The following is an 18,272-nucleotide window of genomic DNA, read 5'->3' as shown; positions in this document are numbered from 1 at the left end:
CTCACGGGGAACCACGGGGACTCGCCCCGCCCTGACCTGCACCCCTGTTTTCCCAGCTCAGGGCGACAAGGTCAGTAGATGATTCCCAAGCTGACAGCGCGGGTTCGATTCCCGTCACCCGCTCCAAGACTGAAGGCCCAGGCCAGGATGTGAACCCGGACTGGGGCCTTGGTTGTTTTCCGAGCCGATTCTCACTCGCGTGCCAGATTCGCGCCAAATCAGTTGATCTTGGCCCCGACAAGGGGCGGATCGTCGCCGTCGTCATCCTTGGACCTGAGTCCTTTCTTGACGATCTCCCCCAGTGCGTCGGCGACGGCCCGATCCCGGGCATCGCGAGCCGCCGCGTAGTCATACGTGCTCGGGTTGACCGGGACGCCGTTGCGAACGCGTCCGTATGAGGGAGGGGCAGCGTGACAAACAGGAACGGCCGGTAGACCTTGCCGTCGGAGGCGATGAAGGTCCGCCCGAGGGTAATGCCAGTTTCAGCGGCCCCGATTACGTGTCAGGCCGCTTTGCCCTGGTCGGACTCGCTGGCCGAGACGGTGAACTTGCTCTCGGCCGAGCGGGCGAACTGGTCGGCCTCGTGGGCGAACTGGCGGGCGAACTCGACCTCGGAGGCCGTCACGAGGTCACCGGCCGAGATGGTGACCAGGAGCGAGACGGCGCCGAAGTCGAGCGCCAGGACCGGAGTCCGAGCCGGATAGGGGTGTTTGATGGCGCGGGCGCCACGGCCCGTGTTGAGAGTGATGGTGCTGATCCGGTGAGTCCTGCGACGCGTCATCAGGCGACGTCCTTTCCAGCGGTGGAGGTGTGCTTGACAGGTGCGGGAGCGAAGGCGCCGGGACCGGTGCGCGGAGCACGCATCTCGCGGACCTTGATCGAAACCACCTATGCTGCCGGAATGATCAGGTCTCGCGCCTTATGCAGTGCTCTAGCTATAGGTGTTGTGTTGGCCACGCTCACGGCTTCCCCCGTGTCTGCACAACAGCCCGACGAGGTCGACATCAAGTTGCCCGATGCCGATGTGACCTTGCATGAGCGCGTCCACGATCCCGTGAAGGTCACCGCCTTCTCCCGGGCCGTGAGCAACTCACGAATAAACGCCTACCTTCGCGTCTCGGACAAGGGCAGATTCGCGGAGAAGAAGGACTACAGAGACTTGGTCCCCGCACCGAAGGGCGGCAGGGTGGCCGGTGTGCCCCAGTCCTCTCCAGGCGAGTTCGACTCAGTCGTGATTTTCGACGCCAAGGGCAAGGCCACACGTATTCGCACAGTGCGCAAACCACTGCGGACCGGTCGCATCCAGTGGTCGCGCGATGGTCGCAAGCTGGTGTTGACCGTCGAAAAAAAGTACTCCACCACGGTTGGTTTTGTGACGGTCGACATCGCCACGGGCACTGCGAAGGTCGCCATGGTTCGCGGGGTCGATGGGCTCGCAACCTTTCAATGGACACCGGACGGCAAGCACCTCGCTGCCGGGTACGCAGACCCCTATCAAGGGGTACGGCTGTATCGGACAGACGGACGCATGCATCACACGCTGCGCAAGATCGGCTGGATCACCGGCGACGACTCCTTCTCCCCCTCGGGCAAGCAACTGCTCACGGTCTGCCCGGCCACCTACAACGAATCCAGCTACTGCCTCTGGAACATGAAGTCCGGAAAACTGGCCACACGCGTAAAGATCAACTTTGACAGCACGTATGGGTGGTGGGATGACCGTCACCTGATCAGCACGGTCTCCAGGGATGGCGCTCGACAGATCGTCGTGATTGACCTCAAGGGAAAGATCACTCGCGTCCTTGCACACGACCGCACGAGACTAGGCGGAGGTGTCGTGCTCGTCTACACGCAAAGCACCTAGCGCGGGCCTTGGACTCTACGGTTCACCCGATCGGGTAGTGGCAATCCCCTCGAACCGCAGAGACTTCCGATGTGGTGATCTTGCGCTTCTAGGATCTTGCTAGTGCGCCGCGCACCCTCGCCGGGGCAGGCCGGGGCCTGCCCGCACTCCTGACCTCCGGGGTCGCAGAGGTCTCCTGACACCCGGGAGAGCGGACGGTACGGTCGGCAGAAACGTCCCCTCGAAAGGGCGCCTCATGCTGGTCATAAGTACCGAGGAACCGCTGGCACTTGCCGTAGTAGACGTGATCCACACCGGCGACCAAGCCGCGTTGCGTCGACTGCTCAACGAGAATCCCGGTCTCGCGACGGCCCGACTCGGCGATAACCCGGATACAGAAGGCGGTATGTCGCGCTCGCTCCTGCACGTAGTCACCGACTGGCCCGGCCATTTCCCCAACGGCGCCGCGACCGTCGCCACTCTTGTCAGCGCAGGAGCCGACGTCAACGCGAGATTCACCGGCCCGCACACCGAGACCCCGTTGCATTGGGCCGCGAGCAGCGACGACGTCAAGGTCCTGGACGCCCTGCTGGACGCGGGCGCCGACATCGAGGCCCCGGGAGCAGTCATCGCCGACGGCACGCCGTTGACCGATGCTGTCGCCTTTGCTCAATGGAACGCGGCGCATCGCCTCGTCGAAAGAGGAGCCAAGACCTTGCTTGGTGACGCGGCGGCTCTGGGCATCCTCGATCTCGTCACGGACTTCGTCGCGGGAGACCCGCCTATCCAAGAGGAGATCAGCCATGCGTTCTGGCTGGCCTGTCACGGAGGGCAGCGCCGCACCGCAGAGTTCCTCCTGTCCCAGGGCGCCGACCTGAACTGGCTCCCAACCTGGGAGTCCCTGACGCCCCTGGACGCCGCAATCCGCAGCAATGGGACCGAAGTGATCGACTGGCTCCGCTCACAAGGAGCTCTCAAGGCCGAGCAGATGAGCTGACAGCCCGGATCAATCGCGAACGGCTTACAGTTCGACGACGGAATGCGACGCCCCCGACGCCACCCTCGTCGCCGACGGCGGCGGCGTCGCCGGTGCCGCGCTGCGCCCGATCGACGGCGCCGAGCGGATCGTGCGCGCACTGCTCAATCTCGCCGGCAGGCTGTCCAACCTGACGATTCTGGAGCGTACGGTCAACGGTCAGCCCGGTCTGGTGGTCCAGCAGGACGGCGTCATCGTGACGGTCGCGGCGTTCGACGTCGAGGGCGACCAGATCAAGCGCATCTGGGGGGGTACGCAATCCCGACAAGCTCCGTCCGTGGACGGCGGCGCCCGAGCGAGCGGCCGGCAGGTGATGGCCTTCGCGGGGGTCGTCCGAATGGGTCGACTGGTTCAACAACCAGCGGCTTCATAGCGCGATCGAAACATTTCCTTCAGCGAGGACGAAGCCATCTACCACGCTCAGCACCCCGACCGGGCGCCGACAGTCAAGTAACAAAGCCGCTATCGAACCACGTGCGGGCGTACTTGACGTGAAACGGCACGTCGTCGCGGTGGAGGTCGCATTCCTCGATGTGCCGGCGGTCCCTGCCTGCCGTGGTCGTCCGACGCCGCTCCGCCCGTCTGGGTCGGCCTGGGCGGGTGATGCGGCGGGCAGCAGGCGGCCGGCACCGGCGGTAAGAACCCCACGTGACCTGGTAATTCCCGTCCCTATGGTCGCTTTGATGCTTGCGGAGTGCTGACAAGGACGAGACTTTCATCCAGGGCTGGCACAGCTTTCGTCGGCTCACGCAAAGGTTCGGGGGCAATTAAGGCTATCTTTCGCCGGGACTGGCAGTTAATGTCTGCATTCGAGACCCGGACATCTGTGATATATGGTCTCGTCCCCCCCAGTTCACACCATCCCCCCACATTTCACAACGAGGTGAACCTTTGTCTGTGCTGCCCTCGTCTCGTCGGAGCGCTCAACCAGGCCCGACGCTGGGCCTCGCCGGCGCGCTGACCATCCATTCGGGCTTCGCCTCTCCCGCGAGTGCGGTCACCCCCGCCCCGAACGGGGCCGTGCCCCACGCGTCCACAGCGACCGGAGTAAGGAGGATCAAGTGAGATTGCGACAGCAAAGGTCGCGCCACCGGCTGATCCGGAAGGGGAGAGGTGTCGCGGGCCTGGCCCTGGGCGCGCTTCTCTCCGTCTCGTTGGCAGCGACGCCCTCGCACGCTGCCGACGAGCAGCTCAACGAGGGGCTGGTGCACCACTTCGCCCTCGACGAGACCAGTGGGACGACGCTGGTCAACTCGGGTAGCGCGGGCTCGGCGGCGAACGCCACGCTCGTCAATCCGGAGAAGGCGACCTTGACCGGCAACGGAGTCAGGTTCAACCCCGACTCCTACGCGAGCGCCCTCGACGGTGCGTACGTGGCGCTGCCGAAGGACATCACCGCCGGCATGTCGAACCTCACGGTCGACTATGACGTGTGGATCGACCCGGCGAACGTCGGCGAGCACCAGATGTGGGGCTTCGGCAGGAAGTCCGGCTCGTGCGACGTCGACACCGGCGCCCAGGGCTCCATCTTCGCGTCGAACACCCAGCGGTTCCGCGTCGCGGTGGGCTCGGCGAACCTCCAGCAGAACCGGGTCCGCATGACCGAGGGAGCCTGGACGCACGTCACCTACACCCAGTCCCTGAACGCGAACGGCACGAGCTGGACCGGCACGCTTTACCTCGACGGCGTGCAGCACGCGACGTCAACGAGCCTGACCACGCCGCCGTCGGTGAACGCCGCGGGGACCAACTGTAACTTCCTCGCTCGCTCGCAGACGTCGGGCCACTACTCATTCCGCGGAACGCTCCGGGACTTCCGGGTCTACGACAGGGCAGTGAGCCTCGAAGAGACACTCGCCCTGGCGAAAAAGACCGTCTCCAATGGCGTTAGCGCCGACGCCGCCGCCATCGACCTCGGCCTGACCAGTGCGATCGTACGCGACATCGTTCTGCCCAAGGTGGGCTCCGTGGCGGGCTCGGCCATCACGTGGACGAGTTCGGACCCGTCGGTCGTCGAGGTCTACACCCCGCCGGCCGTCCCCAGCGCACGCAAGGTCGCGGTGACCGGCAAGATCACCCGACCCGCGCAGGGGCAGCCCGACGCGGCGGCCACGCTCACGGCGACCGTCCGCAAGGGCGCCCAAGAGGTCACCACACGGGAGATCCCCATTGTGGTGAAGGCCAAGTTCGACGACGCGCAGGCGGTCGACCGTGACGCGTTCGACCTGGCCCTGTACGCCACCGACGACGTGCGCGGAAACATCAACCTTCCGGCCGGCGGCGAGTTCGGATCCACGATCACCTGGAAGTCGACCACCGACCTCGTCACCCCGACGGGTAAGGTGACCCGCCCGGCCTTCGGCCGTGCGGATGTCACCGCCACCCTGACGGCGACCATCACCAAGGGTTCGGCCTCGAAGACGAAGTCGTTCCCGGTGACCATCACCGCGAAGCCCCGTTCCGAGAAGCACGAGCGGTACTTCATGGGGTACTTCAAGGGCGAGGGGATCGCCGACGGCGAGCAGATCATGTTCGCGACGTCCAACGGAAACACCGCTCTGGACTGGACCGGTCTGACCGGGGGCTGGCCGTCGCTCGTCTCCCAGCTGGGCGACCAGGGGCTTCGTGACCCGCACATCGTCCGCTCGCCCGACGGCGACACGTTCTACATGATCGCCACCGACCTGAACTGGTACGACCAGGGCGGATACGCGATCAACGACACCCAGTACATCGAGGTGTTCGAGTCGCACGACCTGGTGAACTGGACTCCTCAGCGGCACGTGAAGGTCGCGCCCGACAACGCGGGCAACGCCTTCGCACCCGAGTCGCTGTGGGTCGAGGAGATCGGCGCCTACGCCGTGTTCTGGGCGCAGTCGCTGTGGAACGACCCCGTGAACCGCACCGGTCAGGGGAACGCGCAGATGTGGTACGCCACGACGCGCGACTTCCAGACGTTCTCCGCTCCCAAGGTCTGGCAGGACCCGGCCCCGCTGTCGCGGATCGACACGACCGCGATCCGGGTCGGTGACCACTACTACCGTGTGACCAAGAACGAGGCCGGCAACCAGGGTTCGGACATCTTCTCGGAGAAGCACACCGACTTCCTGGACAGCAACATCAACAACTGGACGTTGCTCGCTCCGGCTCTGGGGCGCACGACGTGGGTCGCCAACCAGGGGTACGAGGGGCCGGTCATCTTCAAGGCCAACCCCGGTGACACCTCCTGCCCCGGCCAGTTCTACCTCTGGGGTGACCGGTACACCAACGGTGGTGGGTACCAGGCCGCGTGCCACGAGAACATCGAGGCTCCGACCTGGAACGCCAAGCCGCTCACGATGACCAACGCGGGCGTCGTCCGTCCGCGTCACGGCACCGTGATCCCGCTCACCGTCCGTGAGTGGAACGACATCCGCGAGATCCCGAACAGCGACGTCACGACCACCACCAAGGTGGCCGTCGAGCCGTACGCGAGCGGGGCCCAGACGACCACGGCCACCGCCACCGTCGAGGCCGCTGACGGGTTCGAGACCGGCGGTCAGGTGCGGTTCAGCGTCGGCTCGTGGTCGGAGCTCGCCCACCTGAAGGACGGCGCGGCCACGGTCACGCTGCCGGAGGGTCTGCCTGCGGGTACCCGGACGGTCAAGGCCGAGTACCTCGGCTTCGACTATCTGAAGGCGTCGGAAGCTGCGGCGTCGTTCACGGTGCCGGACGCTCCGGAGCTCGCGCTGACCGTGACCGCCACCGCCCGCTGCGTGGGCACCACGGCGTACGTGGCCGTGACCGCGGTCAACGACGCCGCCGTGCCGGCGAACGTGACGCTGACCACCCCCTACGGTTCGAAGGCCGTGGCCGACGTCGCCCCAGGCAAGCAGGCCTACCAGTCCTTCAGCACCAGGGCCGGGCAGATCGCCACGGGCAGTGCGACCGTGACGGCGACCGCGACGATCGATGGCCGGCAGGTCACCTCGACCTACAACCCCTCCTACACCGCCATCAACTGCGCCTGACCCGACCGGCCACGGCGCATTCCCGCTACTGAACCGGGGTCGGTCGCGTACCGGTCGGCCCCGCCCCCATAGATCGATGTCGCATGAAGACCCGGTGACCGGAACAATCCACACCGATCACCGGGTCGCGACGATCCCGGCCGACGGCGCCCCGGGCCGTAGTCGCACCGCGCGCCCGCCGTACCCAACGCACTCGCCGACCTCTGCGGCCCGCCGCCGCACCGATGCGACACGACGATCGCCATGCTGTGGCTGGTCTCGCACGGGGTTGGGGGCGATCGCCGAGCCGGTGCTTCGTCCCTAATGACGGTGCGGGCGCGTTCCCCGGCCATCTGTGGCATCCTCTGGCTTATGGCGATCAAGGCGCTGTTGTTCGATGTCGACGGGGTGTTACTCGACTCCAGCGCAACGCACCGACGGATCTGGGATGCCTGGTCGGACATGCGCGGGCTGGACAGAAACCTGGTGTGGAGCCTCACTCACGGCCGTCGGCCTGAGGACACCGTCCGCGATGTCGCCCCTGATCTCGATCCCACCGTCGAGCGCAAGGTGTTGAACCAACTGATGGCCATGGAAGGTGATGCCTTCCCGGCAGCATCGGGGGCTGTAAGCCTGCTGAGCAAGCTGGAACGGCATCCTTGGGCATTGGTTACTTCGGGCAGCCAAGCCCCTGTTCACCGGCGCTTCCGGCTTGCCGCGCTTCCGTTGCCCTCGGTGCAGATTTACGGCGAGAACGTCAAACGTTCTAAGCCTCATCCCGAGGGCTATCTCAAGGCGGCTGAACTTCTCCTGACTGATCCGAACGACTGCATCGTGATCGAGGATGCCCCCCACGGGGTAGCCGCTGGGAAGGCAGCGGGATGCACGGTGATCGCTGTGGCCACTACTCACACTCCTCGTGAGCTGGCCAAGGCGGATGACTGCTTCCCCTCACTTAAGGAGGCGACACCGTACCTTCTGAAGTTGATCAACAATCGCTGAGTGCTGCACCGGCGGCGCATGACCGCTCACACCTCATGCGTCCAGCACCATTCCAAGGCAGATGACGACCTCCCAACCTCCGGTGACCTGCTCCTGTTGGAAGCAGTCCCGGGCCGGGCGACGTGCCCGTCAAGAGGGTGATCAAGGAGGACTCACGGGGAACCACGGGTACTCGGAGCACTCCCCCGCAGGTCAACCCTTCCCCGGCTCAGCGACCAGGCGAGATAGAGGCTTCCCAGGCTGACAGCGCGGGTTCGATTCCCGCCACCCGCTCCAAGAGCGAAGGCCCAGGTCAGAGATGGATTCCCGACCCCGGGCCTTAGTCGTTTCCAGGACTTTTCGATCTTCTCGGGTCATTGGCTCTCATTGCTCCCACCGCTTCGTCATGCTCGTCATCGCACGCAGCTCAGACCTTAATGACGATGACGCGTTCGCCGCACAGGGCGGCGAGGTCCTCCGGGTCGGAGGTGAGAACCGTGACGGGGCCGGGGGCAGCGAGGGCGGTTGCGCTGAGCATCGCATCGATGGCGTACTTGTGCCCGTGCAGACCGGCGTCAGACAGAAGTGTGGCGGCGTGGCGAGCGATCGGCTCGGTGACCGGTTCAACGACAAGGCGGGACAGCGACCACTCCAGAGCCGGCCGGTTGATGCGGGGGTGAACCACTTCGACGAGGGTGGCGGCGGAGGTGATAACGCGGAGGTCGTCGGCGCGGGCGAGGGCGAGCCATGTGGTGACCGTGCGGTCACGCAGGACGACTTTGGCCAGTCCCTCGCTGTCGAGGACCAGCGTGCCACCAGGGGTGGCGGGAGAACGGGTCATACAACGTCCGCCCCACCGTGGACCTGTCCCTGCCGGGCCTGGTTGAGTTGGTCGCGCAGTGCCTGGACTTCATCGTCGGCAATGGGGCCATGCTCGGCCTCGGCGACCTGGATGAGTTCGCTGAGGTTGTCGCGCTCGATCTGGCGGGCGACGGCGGCGGCGACGTAGGCAGACAGACCGGAAGGTCCGCTCCGGGACCGTGCGGCCTCCGCGATGTCACGCGGCATGGTGATCGAATACTTGCCGGTAGGCTCACTCATACTCTCTATCCTACCTTCTATGCCCCTAGCGGGAATGAGCACCAGGTCCGTCTCACATCCACTTCTCGATCTTGGTTACTCGTCCAGGTCTCTTGGTCGGCGTTGATCACGTGCCAGAACAGCGGGGAACACCAGTCATCCACGGGGACTCGCCAAGCTTGACAAGTTCCCCGTCCCATCACGAAAGCCAACCGGAGAGACCGTGGCAGACGAAACGCTCTACCTGAGATTTCAAGGCACCGCCCGTGACCGGCAGGGGCGTCTTCCCGGGGTCTTCGGCCTGGTCAACAGTCTGGCATCCGGAGGAAAGCTGACAGCGGAGCAAGAACGTTTCCGGCGGACGAACAACGACTGGTACGACGCGAACTTCACCAACCCCTCGGATGTCGACCCCACGGTCTATGACCACACCCTGAACCCCGGGGCAGCGGCTTGGTTCAAATCGTCGGCGCACCCGCTCATCGAGCGGGTCGCCGGCTACATGGAGATCCTTGCCGCGCACGGTGTCGACTGCGAAGCGGTCTACTCATCGGACCCCGGAAAGATCATCTACGAGGACGACCACCAAATCGTTGTAATCCCACACATGAACGACGTAACGGCGTCGCGGGTTACGTGATCGGATAGGCGTCTTCCAGTTCATGACGATCGGCCGGGAGCAGCACCTCCGCCACGACCAGGTCGCCCCGGAGCCCGGGCTCCGCCGCCCCTTTCAGGAGAGATCTCGCAGCCAGGAGGCGATGGCCGCCCCGATTTGATCGGGGGCGTCTTCTTGAACCATGTGGCCACCCGTGATCGTGATGTGTGCCTGATTCGGCCACGACCGGGCGATGGCCCGGTGTGCTTCAAACATCGTTCCTGGAACCGCCTCGATGAACAGCTTGGGAACCGAAGACTCAGCGAGCCATTCCGCATAACGCGTGACGACATCGTGAACATCGCGTGGTTCGCCCGCAACGGGAACCTCGCGCGGCCAGGTCAGCGTCGGTCTGCGTGACTCGCCGGGTTCCGTGTAGGGACGACGGTAGACGGCCATCTCCGCCTCCGACAGCCCTCGCAGCACCTCTGCAGGCAAGACATCATCGACGAAGAAGTTTTGATCGAGGACCATCTCTTCACCCGCAGTGGAGCGGATCGCCTGGAAGAGCGCAACCGCAGGCTCCGGCCAGTCGCTCCACGAGGGGATCGGAGCCACGAACGCCTCCATATAGGCGATACCCCGGAGTGCGGAAGGCTGACGGTACGCCCAATCGAAACCCAGGGCCGAACCCCAGTCCTGCAGCACCATGACCACCCGCTCACGTACGCCTAGGGCGTGTTTTAGAAGTCGGTGATGTGCCTGGTTGGCCGTCCGGGGAAGTGGCGGGCGGCCAACCAGACGGTGAGGTCGCGGGCGATGTCGTTGATGTTGCTCGAGGTGGTGACCTGGTGCTCGTTTCGGGTGCTGTCGCGGCGAACGACCTCGTATCCGCCTTCGCCCAGCACAGCCACCGAGGCGAACCAAACAGGGGCATCCTCATCGGGCTGGATCACGACGAAGGTGTTGTCGGAGTCGTTCAGATCACTGATCATCATGAACAGCGCGTCCTCGGATGGGTCGTCAATGCGGTCGCCGTTTTCGCTGTCGGCGCCGTAGTACTGAGCCCCCATCTACGCTCTCCCTCTTCGCCCTGCTCGACGTGGTCGCGGTCAGCATGGCATGCGAAAGCGGCCGCTTTGCCGGGTCACAGCCATTCGCCGATCGCGGCAATCAGCACGGTGGCCTCGAAGCGGACCGCGAGCTTGTCAAAGCGGGTGGCCACCGCCCGGTTGCGCTTGAGCCGGTTGATCCCGCATTCGACCGCGTGCCGGGCCTTGTAGTCCTCGCGGTCGAAGGCCGGAGGCCGCCCGCCGGCCCGCCCGCGTCGCTTACGGTTTCCGGCCTGATCGGCCGGCTCGGGGATCGTGCTCCGGATTGCCCTGCTGCGCAGGTAGGACCGGTTGGCGCGAGAGGAGTACGCCTTATCGCCGCGCACCCGCAGCGGACGGACTCGGGGACGCCCCGGCCCGATGCGGGGGACCCAAATGCCTTCCAAGACAGCCGTGAACTGTGGGCTATCGCCGCGCTGTCCGGAGGTGACCAGCAAAGACAGTGGCCGCTGGCCTTGCTCGCAGGCCAGGTGAATCTTGGTGGTGAAGCCACCCCGGGACCGGCCCAGGCCGTGATCGGCGGGCTCGACACCGATTCCGCCCGGCGGCTCCTTCTGGGCCGATCCATCGCGACGGGCGCCCGCGGCGTGCTGATGGGCCCGGCAGATCGTGGAGTCGACGTTGACCTCCCACGTGATCAGTCCTGCCGCATCCGCCCGGGCTTGCAGCCCGGTCAGCAGCCTCGGCCACGTGCCATCGCGCTGCCAGCGGCGAAACAGACCATAGACCGTCTGCCAGGGCCCATACTCCGGCGGCAGATCCCTCCACGGAGCACCGGTCCGCACCCGCCAGCGGATCCCGTCTATCAGCCTGCGCCGGTCCACCACCGGCCTGCCCAACACCGCGACCGGCAGCAACGGCTCCAGCACCGCCCACTGCTCATCAGAAAGATCCCCTCGCCCCACACCGAGATCATTACGGTGCGGGGCAAAGGACAGCGTCCACTTCTAAAACACGCCCTAGGGCCTGAAGGAACGCATCGAGATAGCGGCGATGCTCGACGAAGCGGTATGAGCCCGGCCCGCTGACCGGAAGTTTCGCGGAATCGCCCATCCCGATCAGGTCCGGGGCGATGCAGCGCCCTTTGTCCGCCAGATACGGGATTACATTCCGCCACACGTACGACGAAGTCGGGTTGCCATGAAGAAAGACGATCGGGTCACCTTCCCCCTCCTCGACGTATGCCATTTCAAGCCCGTCGATCTCAATACGACGCTTCCGATATCGTTCCTCAGTCGAGATCATGACTCTCCTCATTTCCGCGGGTTCTTGCTTCGGTCGGAGATTCTGCAGCACGACCCGGGTCTTGCCACAAGCCCCCCGGTGCGTCATAGTGTGCGACCGCTGTCAGCCTTGGCCTCACAAGGACCCGGCGACCTTCGAGGCACTGTTCCAGGCCGCGGTCGGCACGGCCCGCCGCTTCGTGTGGGTCGGTCGGCCCTCGGAGTAGGCTCACGGGCGCACCGTCGAGCGATGGCGACCCCGAGAGGAAGACACCGTCCGTGCATGACTACGACGGCCCGACCTGGGGGCCGCTTCCCGTCCGCCCGGCGGCACTGCGCTGGCTGTTGCTTCTCCCCCTGACCCTGGTGTTCCTGCCGCTGTGGTGGGTGGTGTGGGTCGTCCTCGCGATCTGCTTCCACTGCGTGGCGCCGGTGGCCCAGCTGATCGTCGACATGGTGCCGCGTGCCGAGAACGGCGCGATACGAATGCTGGACGCCACATTGGGCCAGATACCGTTCGTCCCGCTCTGGTGCGTGACCCCGGTGGCGCTGGTGCGGGAGGGCGACACGGCGTACTACCAAGCGCGCGTGGACCGGCGCATCGAGAAGCAGACCCGACGCGTGGAGACCTCCCAGTACCGTCGCGAGTATCACCGCGACCTGGAACTCGGCGCACACTACTTCCGGGGTGCCGGCGCCGGTTACGCCCTGCGCGTCGCCTCGGAGCAGGGCTGGAACCTCCACACGGTGTTGCGCTCGCACCCCCGGCGTCGGCTCCGGCTGCGTCACAACGGCCGGCCACGACCGGACCTCAGGGCAGGATGACCTGCCCGCCTTCACCGATCGGCTCTTCGAGCCGGTGAAGTATCGGTTCGGTGTTTCCGCCGAGACGGTGACCGCCGGCGTGGCCACGACATGCTCCTGGCGGCCGGCCTGGAGCATGTCGAGGCGGGCCGCGTCCCGCCGCGACCTCAGCTGCGCGCGCGGATCAGCATGACCAGCCCGGCGATGAACGACCCGAGCAGGGCCGGCGACAGGACCGCGAGGCCGCCCCACACGGCGATGCCGAAATAGCCGAGCGCGGACGAACTGTGTGTCGGGTCGGCATCAGCGGCTGCGAACAACCCCAGGCCGAGGATGACACCGACCACCGTGATCGCGATCGGCGTCCACAGGAGCACGTGAGCCCACACACGGTACCTCCGGCTGTAGGCCCGCCGGGTCGGCCGCACGTTCGGCTGTGGGGGATAGCCGGCGAGTTCGCTCATGCCGTATTTGTACCAGCCCGCGTACCCCGTTCCGCAGGGTCGGCCGTGGCGTGTAGAGGTTCGGCGTGTGGCGATCCAGGCAACGAGGAGGAAAAGGTGTTCACGCGGAAGGGCATCCGCGACCTTCTCGACAGCCGCCGCCCCGGCGAGGAGATCGCCGACATCCTTCGGTTCACCGGCCCGGCTGACCAGGCGACGTCGCAGGAACGCCTTGCTCTTCGGGGTGATACCCAGCAGGACGGCGACCCGGTTGGGCACGGCCGGCACCGCCGCTTCCAGCGCCTCGTCATCGGAGGCACTCTCGGGACCGGCCAGGTACGCCCGTCCGGGGCGAGGCTGTTCCATCGAGGTCCGTCCCGCCGGACGGCTACGTACGAAGCGCCCCCTGCCCTGCTGGGAGTCGATCCAGCCCTGTTCGCGTAGCACGCGCAGTGCCGCGGCCACGGTTGACCGGGTGATGCTCTCCAGCATCCTCCGTACTGGAGGGCACCGCCCCGTCACGCCCGCCTATCGACCGGCATAGTCGGCCAGAACCTTGGCCGCACCCGTCACATCGTTGAGACGAAGAGTCTTTTAGCCTTGCTTTCATTCAGTCGCCTGGCTGGTTCTTCGAGCTGTTCCCGCATGCCCTGTCGCGACCGAATGAGCTTGTGGTCGGCTCAGATTGTTTGATATCCGACCGATATCGGCCACGAGGTGCTGCTGCATTTGGCATTTGATTTAACCGAATTGGCGACCCAAGGGCCGTAAACCGTGGTGTAGCTACCGCCACTGTTCTGACAGAAGAGTACGACCTGCGTCTGAGTCACTCCGGTACCGCTGCACAGCGCCCAGCCAGTGCCGCCGACAATGCCAATCTGCGCGCTGGTGCTGCAGGTCGCGGCCTGGGCTGAGGCGGTAGGTGACATTAGAGTTGTCGCGGCGGCGATCGCGGCCACCGCAGCCACCGAAACACCGAACTTCTTGATACGGCTCATTAGTCATCTCTTTCGGGTCGATGTTTGCCTCTTGATGGTAGTCATAGCTATGGCGGATATCCATAGGGGATGGTATGCAATTTGAGTGAACGGTTTACGGGCTGGCCACAGGGTGGCGGATTGAAGTCCAAAATAAGACGATCGCCTGGTGGTGACTAATCCCCTTAAAGGGCTGGGGGCGATCGACGATCCGGGACCTCGTTCCTCGGTCCCATCTCACCGAATACCTCATCCTCTGGCGGTACAGACTCGCGTCTCGACGATCAGGAACTGTCGCTCCTACCTGCTTCAATCCACGTTGAGACATACCGATCGATCCACACGAATAAAACCGAGAAGAGGCTGAGGCTGATGGGAGAACTCATCACGTATCTGCTGGAGGAGGTCCACGACGATCCCGGGCGTTGGATGGTGGTCGACGGTGCGGCCATCAACGGTGAGGAGATGGCCCCGTGGGAGCAGGAATGGGGGCGGTATGAGGACTGGATCGAGGTCGGCCCCAATGCCCTGGTCTGTGACACTCCCCGGGACATCACAGCGAATGTCCGGCTTGAACTATGGAGTGATCAGCCCCCCGCACCTGAATCGGCTTGGGATCACTCATGGACCGGCGAGATCTTCCTCCGCTCGGGAAAGATCCAGCTCAGGGGGTTCTACAACGGCGAGTGGGGTGTACACGAGGTTTTTGACCTGGGTCACCGGGATGCCACCTGGCTCGTTCGGGCACAGCACAAGACATTGGAGAACGATCGGGAGACCGACTTTCCTCGCGACATCTACCGAGCCGATATCTACAAGTTCCAGTTCTGGCGGCCGATCCTTCAGCAGGGGAGCTGATTGGCAGCCACAAGAAGGACAGGGCCGGATCTACCACGGAGCACTCCGAGTCCGGATGTCGTGCCCGTCAGGAGGTAGCACAAGAGAGGCTCACGGGAATCACAGGGAATCGACCCGCTCCCCCGCAGGTCAACGTTTCGCCAGGTCAGCGCCGGGTCGCGTTGGAGACTTCCCAAGCTGACAGCGCGGGTTCGATTCCCGTCACCTGCTCCACGCTCAAAGGTCCGGCTCAAGAATGTGATCCAGAGCTGGGCCTTTCCTCGTTCCCCTGGTGCCGGCGGCTCCCGAGCAAGCCTCTAACGGATGAAGACCGCTACCGCGGAAGGAACAGCGGAAGCCTATGGTCTGAGCCTCGAAGTTGCGCCTGCGAATTATGCGTTCGTGAGCCGTCGGTGATGCACCGTTAGAGGCTCGATCTCAGTGGTGTCGTCGTCGACGACGAGCTCGACGCGGAACCGAACCCTCATTGCCGCACCAAGGCGCAGCAGTGTCGCCGTATAAGGCCAGGGACCGCCGCCCGGCCTGGCTCGATCTTTCTGGACTTCTAGCCGATTTTCCGCGTCCGCTACGGGTTACAGTTGGCGACTGGCGAAGAGCTCCAAGTGGTAGCACTGCGGGCAGCGACGGGCGTCCACCCGCCATTTGGGGCGGCCCATCAGCTTGGCTCCACCGAATATTCCCCGTTCCAGTTCACCCTCCACCCAGACGCCGAAGCCGGGCTGTTGATGGTCGACTATGAAGCCCGGCTCCAGACCCTGGTGGCCACAATGAGTGCACTTTCCATCAGACATTGAGCAATCATATGGATAAGCGGGTTTCTCCGCCATGAGAGATCAAGGAGGGGATGACTCCGCGGCGGTCACCCTGCGGAACGGCACGCATCATCGAGGTGATGCCGCCCATGGTGGCTGCTCCCTACCGGTCCAGGTGCTCCTCCGCGGCGAACCTTCTCGTTCAGCTTCACCAAATCATCCTGCCGCTCGCGCCGTCAGCGTGCCCTTAGCCAGGGTGACGATGGGGCGACCACGGTCACTCGTGATCGGCCGAACGCCCAGCTCAGCGCCTCTACGAAGTGTGATCCATGCAATTCCCAAGCTGACGGCGCGGGTTCGATTGCCGTCACCCGCTCCAGGACTGAAGGACCAGGTCAGGATATGAACCCGAACCAGGGTTGGTTGTTTCCGGAGCCGATTCTCACTCACGTGCCAGATCAGTTGATCTTAGCCTCGATGAAGGGCGGATCGTCGCCGTCGCCATCTTTGAGCTTGAGCCCTTTCTTGACGATCTCTCCCAGAGCGTCGGCGAGGGCCCGATCCCGATCCTTGGCGGTTTGGAGATCAAGCGGCGGCGCGCCGCACCGCCGTACCCGGCCCTCTGCCGTCCGCCGACCGGGCGTGCGGCGTGGACGCCGGCCTCGGCCGACGGCGACCCGGGCCATAGCCGTACCGCGCGCTCGCCGTACCCAGCCAACATGACGAGCACCGACCCGCCACCGCTACACGTCGTCAGTTCCTTCCGCTTCACGCCGTCGAGCAGCTCGCTCCTCCGCGTCCGCCACATCGCGCGGACGCGGAACCTGACTCCGACGATCATGCGTTAAGGCCAGCCTTATCGCCACATAAATCACCAGGAACAACACCGCCATCGAGAACAACCACGAAAGTACTCCCCACAGCCACACAAACAGCTCTCTCAACTCGCCCACCCGCCCCTTCCCGGCATCCGATCATTATTTTGATCAAGCCTGCCCGATCCATCCCCATACCGTCTATTGCCTTCGGCGAGGTCTTCCAGCTCCGAGATGCTCGCCAGAGGTAGGGGCCAGGTTCGTAAATGGTTGAGAGCCAGCTCTTCCTGTCGCCGTCGTCCCTCGCGCCGATCGACGGGCGTCATCATTAAGGGGCGTGCGTACACGTACTCCATCCCTTTGCCCGCCGCATCAACGGGATGCTCATCCCATGAGTGAACAAAAAGATCCTGCAGCACGTCAGGGGAAGACGACTGACGGCACCCAACCGGTGGATGGGTGGGGCAACGCGATGCTTGCCCTGAGTGCAGCGGTTCCCGTCCTTGGCTTCATCATCGAAGAAGAGCTCACCACCAACGCTCTCCTTGGAACGCTCATCTTCGCGACCGTCGGAGTCGGGCTACGTATCGAGGCGGCGATCAAGAGTCGTAGATGACATGCCACTCCTGTGCCGGTACAACCAGGGAACAGGGGAGAATCACGGGGACTCACGGACACGGGAAGACCGTTCTCTCACCCGCATCGCAGCAGTTCAGGGAGCCGTATACCTAAATCTTTCAAAGCTGAGAGAAATCGGCGGATCAAGCAGACCTCCAACGCCGTTCGGGCGGTAGTTCACCCACCGGCGCGACGGTGTGCGTCCCGCTGCCTGTGCAGCTCCACACGGCGATCCTGTCTTCCGGTTCGGCGTGCAAGCCCCGGTTGTGCACCGGACAGACGGGCCACGCCCTCCAGAGCACCTCCATGACCACTTCCTGGGTGGCGTCGGCCACGGCCCCGAGCGGCTCAGCCCTGGGACTGATGCCGTTGCCCTGGCAGATGCCCTCGAACTCCACCCATGCCATGCCCATGCTGTCCCGGTCAGGGACGATCATCCGAAGAGTTCCGGTGATCCCCGAAGCGCGGACGTCCCGCTCCACGTCCTTCAGTGCCTCCTCCAACGACACCAACAGACTCGGCTCCAGAGCGAAGCTCGGTATGAAGCCGATCCCGCCGAGAAGGGCCTCACCCAGCCGAGCAAGGTCGGCGGCCGTCAACTCGGTAGCGAGACGTTCGAGGAGTTCCCGCGTGACAGGAGTGGACACACCCCAGTCCTCCATCAGGCAGGCCAACTCGATGAGGGGGTCGGCGTCGAGACCACCGTCGCGCAACGCCGTGTAGATGCGGACGCCCAACTCGTCGACGGCCCGGCGGAGCTCGTCGGCCTGCTCGTAGGGATGCATGCCGCAGTGTCTCCTACCTCGAAGACCCCGGTAAACGAGATTTCACCCGTCATCGATGGACGTTCGAGGGCATGGCCGCGTTCGACATCGACCGCCGCTCCCTCACCGACCTTGTCGATCGAACCGCGGACCTCGACCGTGTCATCCGACGGCACTATCGCCGCGAAGCTCTGGCCGAGGAATTCCACACGTGATGCATCACAGCCCGCAGATCCTTTACGACACATCGCTCCGGGCTATCCGACTAACAGCTCCCTGAGGTCTTACCAGTCTCCGGAGAAGGGTTCTTCGGAATCAGCAGCCACCATGCTGCGATAAGGCACCCCATCATGGGAATCACAAACATCGCGCCTAGATC

21 protein-coding genes are annotated in these 18,272 nt (G+C 64.7%); 10 read left to right on the top strand and 11 right to left on the bottom strand.

Annotation, left to right across the window (positions count from 1 at the left end):
• Positions 1-502: 502 nt before the first annotated feature.
• On the bottom strand, positions 503-781 hold the full coding sequence (locus tag ABT352_RS06690; RefSeq protein ID WP_350943030.1) for a hypothetical protein: 279 nt from the start codon (positions 779-781) through the stop codon (positions 503-505).
• Between the two features lie 168 nt (positions 782-949).
• Here ABT352_RS06690 and ABT352_RS06685 point away from each other — a divergent pair, with 168 nt between their 5' ends.
• From ABT352_RS06685 to ABT352_RS06665, 5 genes are all read left to right on the top strand, one after another.
• Positions 950-1,864: a hypothetical protein gene (locus ABT352_RS06685; RefSeq protein ID WP_350943028.1), complete on the top strand. Its 915-nt coding sequence runs from the start codon at positions 950-952 to the stop codon at positions 1,862-1,864.
• A 235-nt stretch (positions 1,865-2,099) separates the two neighbouring features.
• On the top strand, positions 2,100-2,840 hold the full coding sequence (locus ABT352_RS06680; RefSeq protein WP_350943026.1) for an ankyrin repeat domain-containing protein: 741 nt from the start codon (positions 2,100-2,102) through the stop codon (positions 2,838-2,840).
• 130 nt (positions 2,841-2,970) lie between these two features.
• Complete coding sequence (locus ABT352_RS06675; protein WP_350943024.1) at positions 2,971-3,252, top strand: hypothetical protein; 282 nt, start codon at positions 2,971-2,973, stop codon at positions 3,250-3,252.
• A 688-nt stretch (positions 3,253-3,940) separates the two neighbouring features.
• Entirely contained in the window at positions 3,941-6,889 is a 2,949-nt protein-coding gene (locus tag ABT352_RS06670; RefSeq protein ID WP_350943022.1) for an immunoglobulin-like domain-containing protein, read from the top strand.
• Positions 6,890-7,240: 351 nt separating this feature from the next.
• Positions 7,241-7,870: an HAD-IA family hydrolase gene (locus tag ABT352_RS06665; protein ID WP_350943020.1), complete on the top strand. Its 630-nt coding sequence runs from the start codon at positions 7,241-7,243 to the stop codon at positions 7,868-7,870.
• A 406-nt stretch (positions 7,871-8,276) separates the two neighbouring features.
• On the opposite strand, the gene ABT352_RS06660 is transcribed toward ABT352_RS06665, so the two are convergent.
• Together ABT352_RS06660 and ABT352_RS06655 are read right to left on the bottom strand one after the other, a co-directional pair.
• Positions 8,277-8,690, bottom strand: coding sequence for a type II toxin-antitoxin system VapC family toxin (locus ABT352_RS06660; RefSeq protein ID WP_350943019.1), 414 nt, complete (start codon positions 8,688-8,690; stop codon positions 8,277-8,279).
• A complete protein-coding gene (locus ABT352_RS06655; RefSeq protein ID WP_350943017.1) occupies positions 8,687-8,950 on the bottom strand; it encodes a CopG family transcriptional regulator in 264 nt (87 codons plus the stop codon). The genes ABT352_RS06660 and ABT352_RS06655 overlap by 4 nt, the downstream gene beginning before the upstream one ends.
• Positions 8,951-9,152: 202 nt before the next feature.
• On the opposite strand from ABT352_RS06655, the gene ABT352_RS06650 reads away from it, so the two are divergent.
• A complete protein-coding gene (locus ABT352_RS06650) occupies positions 9,153-9,569 on the top strand; it encodes a hypothetical protein (protein ID WP_350943016.1) in 417 nt (138 codons plus the stop codon).
• 93 nt (positions 9,570-9,662) lie between these two features.
• Here ABT352_RS06650 and ABT352_RS06645 read toward each other — a convergent pair whose 3' ends face one another.
• The 4 genes from ABT352_RS06645 to ABT352_RS06630 form a co-directional block, all read right to left on the bottom strand.
• Complete coding sequence (locus ABT352_RS06645) at positions 9,663-10,328, bottom strand: haloalkane dehalogenase (RefSeq protein WP_350943561.1); 666 nt, start codon at positions 10,326-10,328, stop codon at positions 9,663-9,665.
• A complete protein-coding gene (locus ABT352_RS06640; RefSeq protein WP_350943578.1) occupies positions 10,271-10,600 on the bottom strand; it encodes a hypothetical protein in 330 nt (109 codons plus the stop codon). Before ABT352_RS06640 ends, ABT352_RS06645 begins: the two co-directional genes overlap by 58 nt.
• A 74-nt stretch (positions 10,601-10,674) precedes the next feature.
• The gene (locus ABT352_RS06635) at positions 10,675-11,544 is read right to left on the bottom strand and encodes an IS5 family transposase (protein ID WP_350943014.1); all 870 of its coding nucleotides are present in this window, start codon (positions 11,542-11,544) and stop codon (positions 10,675-10,677) included.
• 10 nt (positions 11,545-11,554) lie between these two features.
• Positions 11,555-11,884 (bottom strand): alpha/beta fold hydrolase, encoded by a 330-nt coding sequence (locus tag ABT352_RS06630; protein ID WP_350943012.1) that lies wholly within the window; start codon positions 11,882-11,884, stop codon positions 11,555-11,557.
• A gap of 257 nt (positions 11,885-12,141) precedes the next feature.
• Between ABT352_RS06630 and ABT352_RS06625 the strand changes: the two genes are divergently transcribed.
• Entirely contained in the window at positions 12,142-12,687 is a 546-nt protein-coding gene (locus ABT352_RS06625; protein WP_350943010.1) for a hypothetical protein, read from the top strand.
• Between the two features lie 146 nt (positions 12,688-12,833).
• Here ABT352_RS06625 and ABT352_RS06620 read toward each other — a convergent pair whose 3' ends face one another.
• Positions 12,834-13,574 (bottom strand): GntR family transcriptional regulator, encoded by a 741-nt coding sequence (locus ABT352_RS06620; RefSeq protein ID WP_350943008.1) that lies wholly within the window; start codon positions 13,572-13,574, stop codon positions 12,834-12,836.
• 215 nt (positions 13,575-13,789) lie between these two features.
• Positions 13,790-14,107 carry a hypothetical protein gene (locus ABT352_RS06615; RefSeq protein ID WP_350943007.1) on the bottom strand — a complete coding sequence of 106 codons (318 nt, stop codon included), beginning with the start codon at positions 14,105-14,107 and terminating at the stop codon, positions 13,790-13,792.
• A 351-nt stretch (positions 14,108-14,458) separates the two neighbouring features.
• Between ABT352_RS06615 and ABT352_RS06610 the strand changes: the two genes are divergently transcribed.
• Complete coding sequence (locus ABT352_RS06610; RefSeq protein WP_350943005.1) at positions 14,459-14,944, top strand: hypothetical protein; 486 nt, start codon at positions 14,459-14,461, stop codon at positions 14,942-14,944.
• Positions 14,945-16,154: 1,210 nt separating this feature from the next.
• Here ABT352_RS06610 and ABT352_RS06605 read toward each other — a convergent pair.
• Positions 16,155-16,382 carry a hypothetical protein gene (locus tag ABT352_RS06605; RefSeq protein WP_350943004.1) on the bottom strand — a complete coding sequence of 76 codons (228 nt, stop codon included), beginning with the start codon at positions 16,380-16,382 and terminating at the stop codon, positions 16,155-16,157.
• 520 nt (positions 16,383-16,902) lie between these two features.
• On the opposite strand from ABT352_RS06605, the gene ABT352_RS06600 reads away from it, so the two are divergent.
• On the top strand, positions 16,903-17,127 hold the full coding sequence (locus tag ABT352_RS06600; protein WP_350943002.1) for a hypothetical protein: 225 nt from the start codon (positions 16,903-16,905) through the stop codon (positions 17,125-17,127).
• 145 nt (positions 17,128-17,272) lie between these two features.
• Here the strand turns inward: ABT352_RS06600 and ABT352_RS06595 are convergent, their stop codons facing one another.
• The gene (locus ABT352_RS06595) at positions 17,273-17,914 is read right to left on the bottom strand and encodes a hypothetical protein (protein WP_350943001.1); all 642 of its coding nucleotides are present in this window, start codon (positions 17,912-17,914) and stop codon (positions 17,273-17,275) included.
• 71 nt (positions 17,915-17,985) lie between these two features.
• On the opposite strand from ABT352_RS06595, the gene ABT352_RS06590 reads away from it, so the two are divergent.
• Entirely contained in the window at positions 17,986-18,108 is a 123-nt protein-coding gene (locus tag ABT352_RS06590; protein ID WP_350942999.1) for a hypothetical protein, read from the top strand.
• The last annotated feature ends 164 nt before the right edge of the window (positions 18,109-18,272 follow it).

Origin of the sequence: Streptosporangium sp. NPDC000563 (genome assembly GCF_040299985.1) — a bacterium.
Classification (GTDB): Bacteria; Actinomycetota; Actinomycetes; order Streptosporangiales; family Streptosporangiaceae; genus Streptosporangium.
Note: the sequence above shows the minus strand (reverse complement) of the source record. Positions and strands in the feature narration are given on the sequence as shown.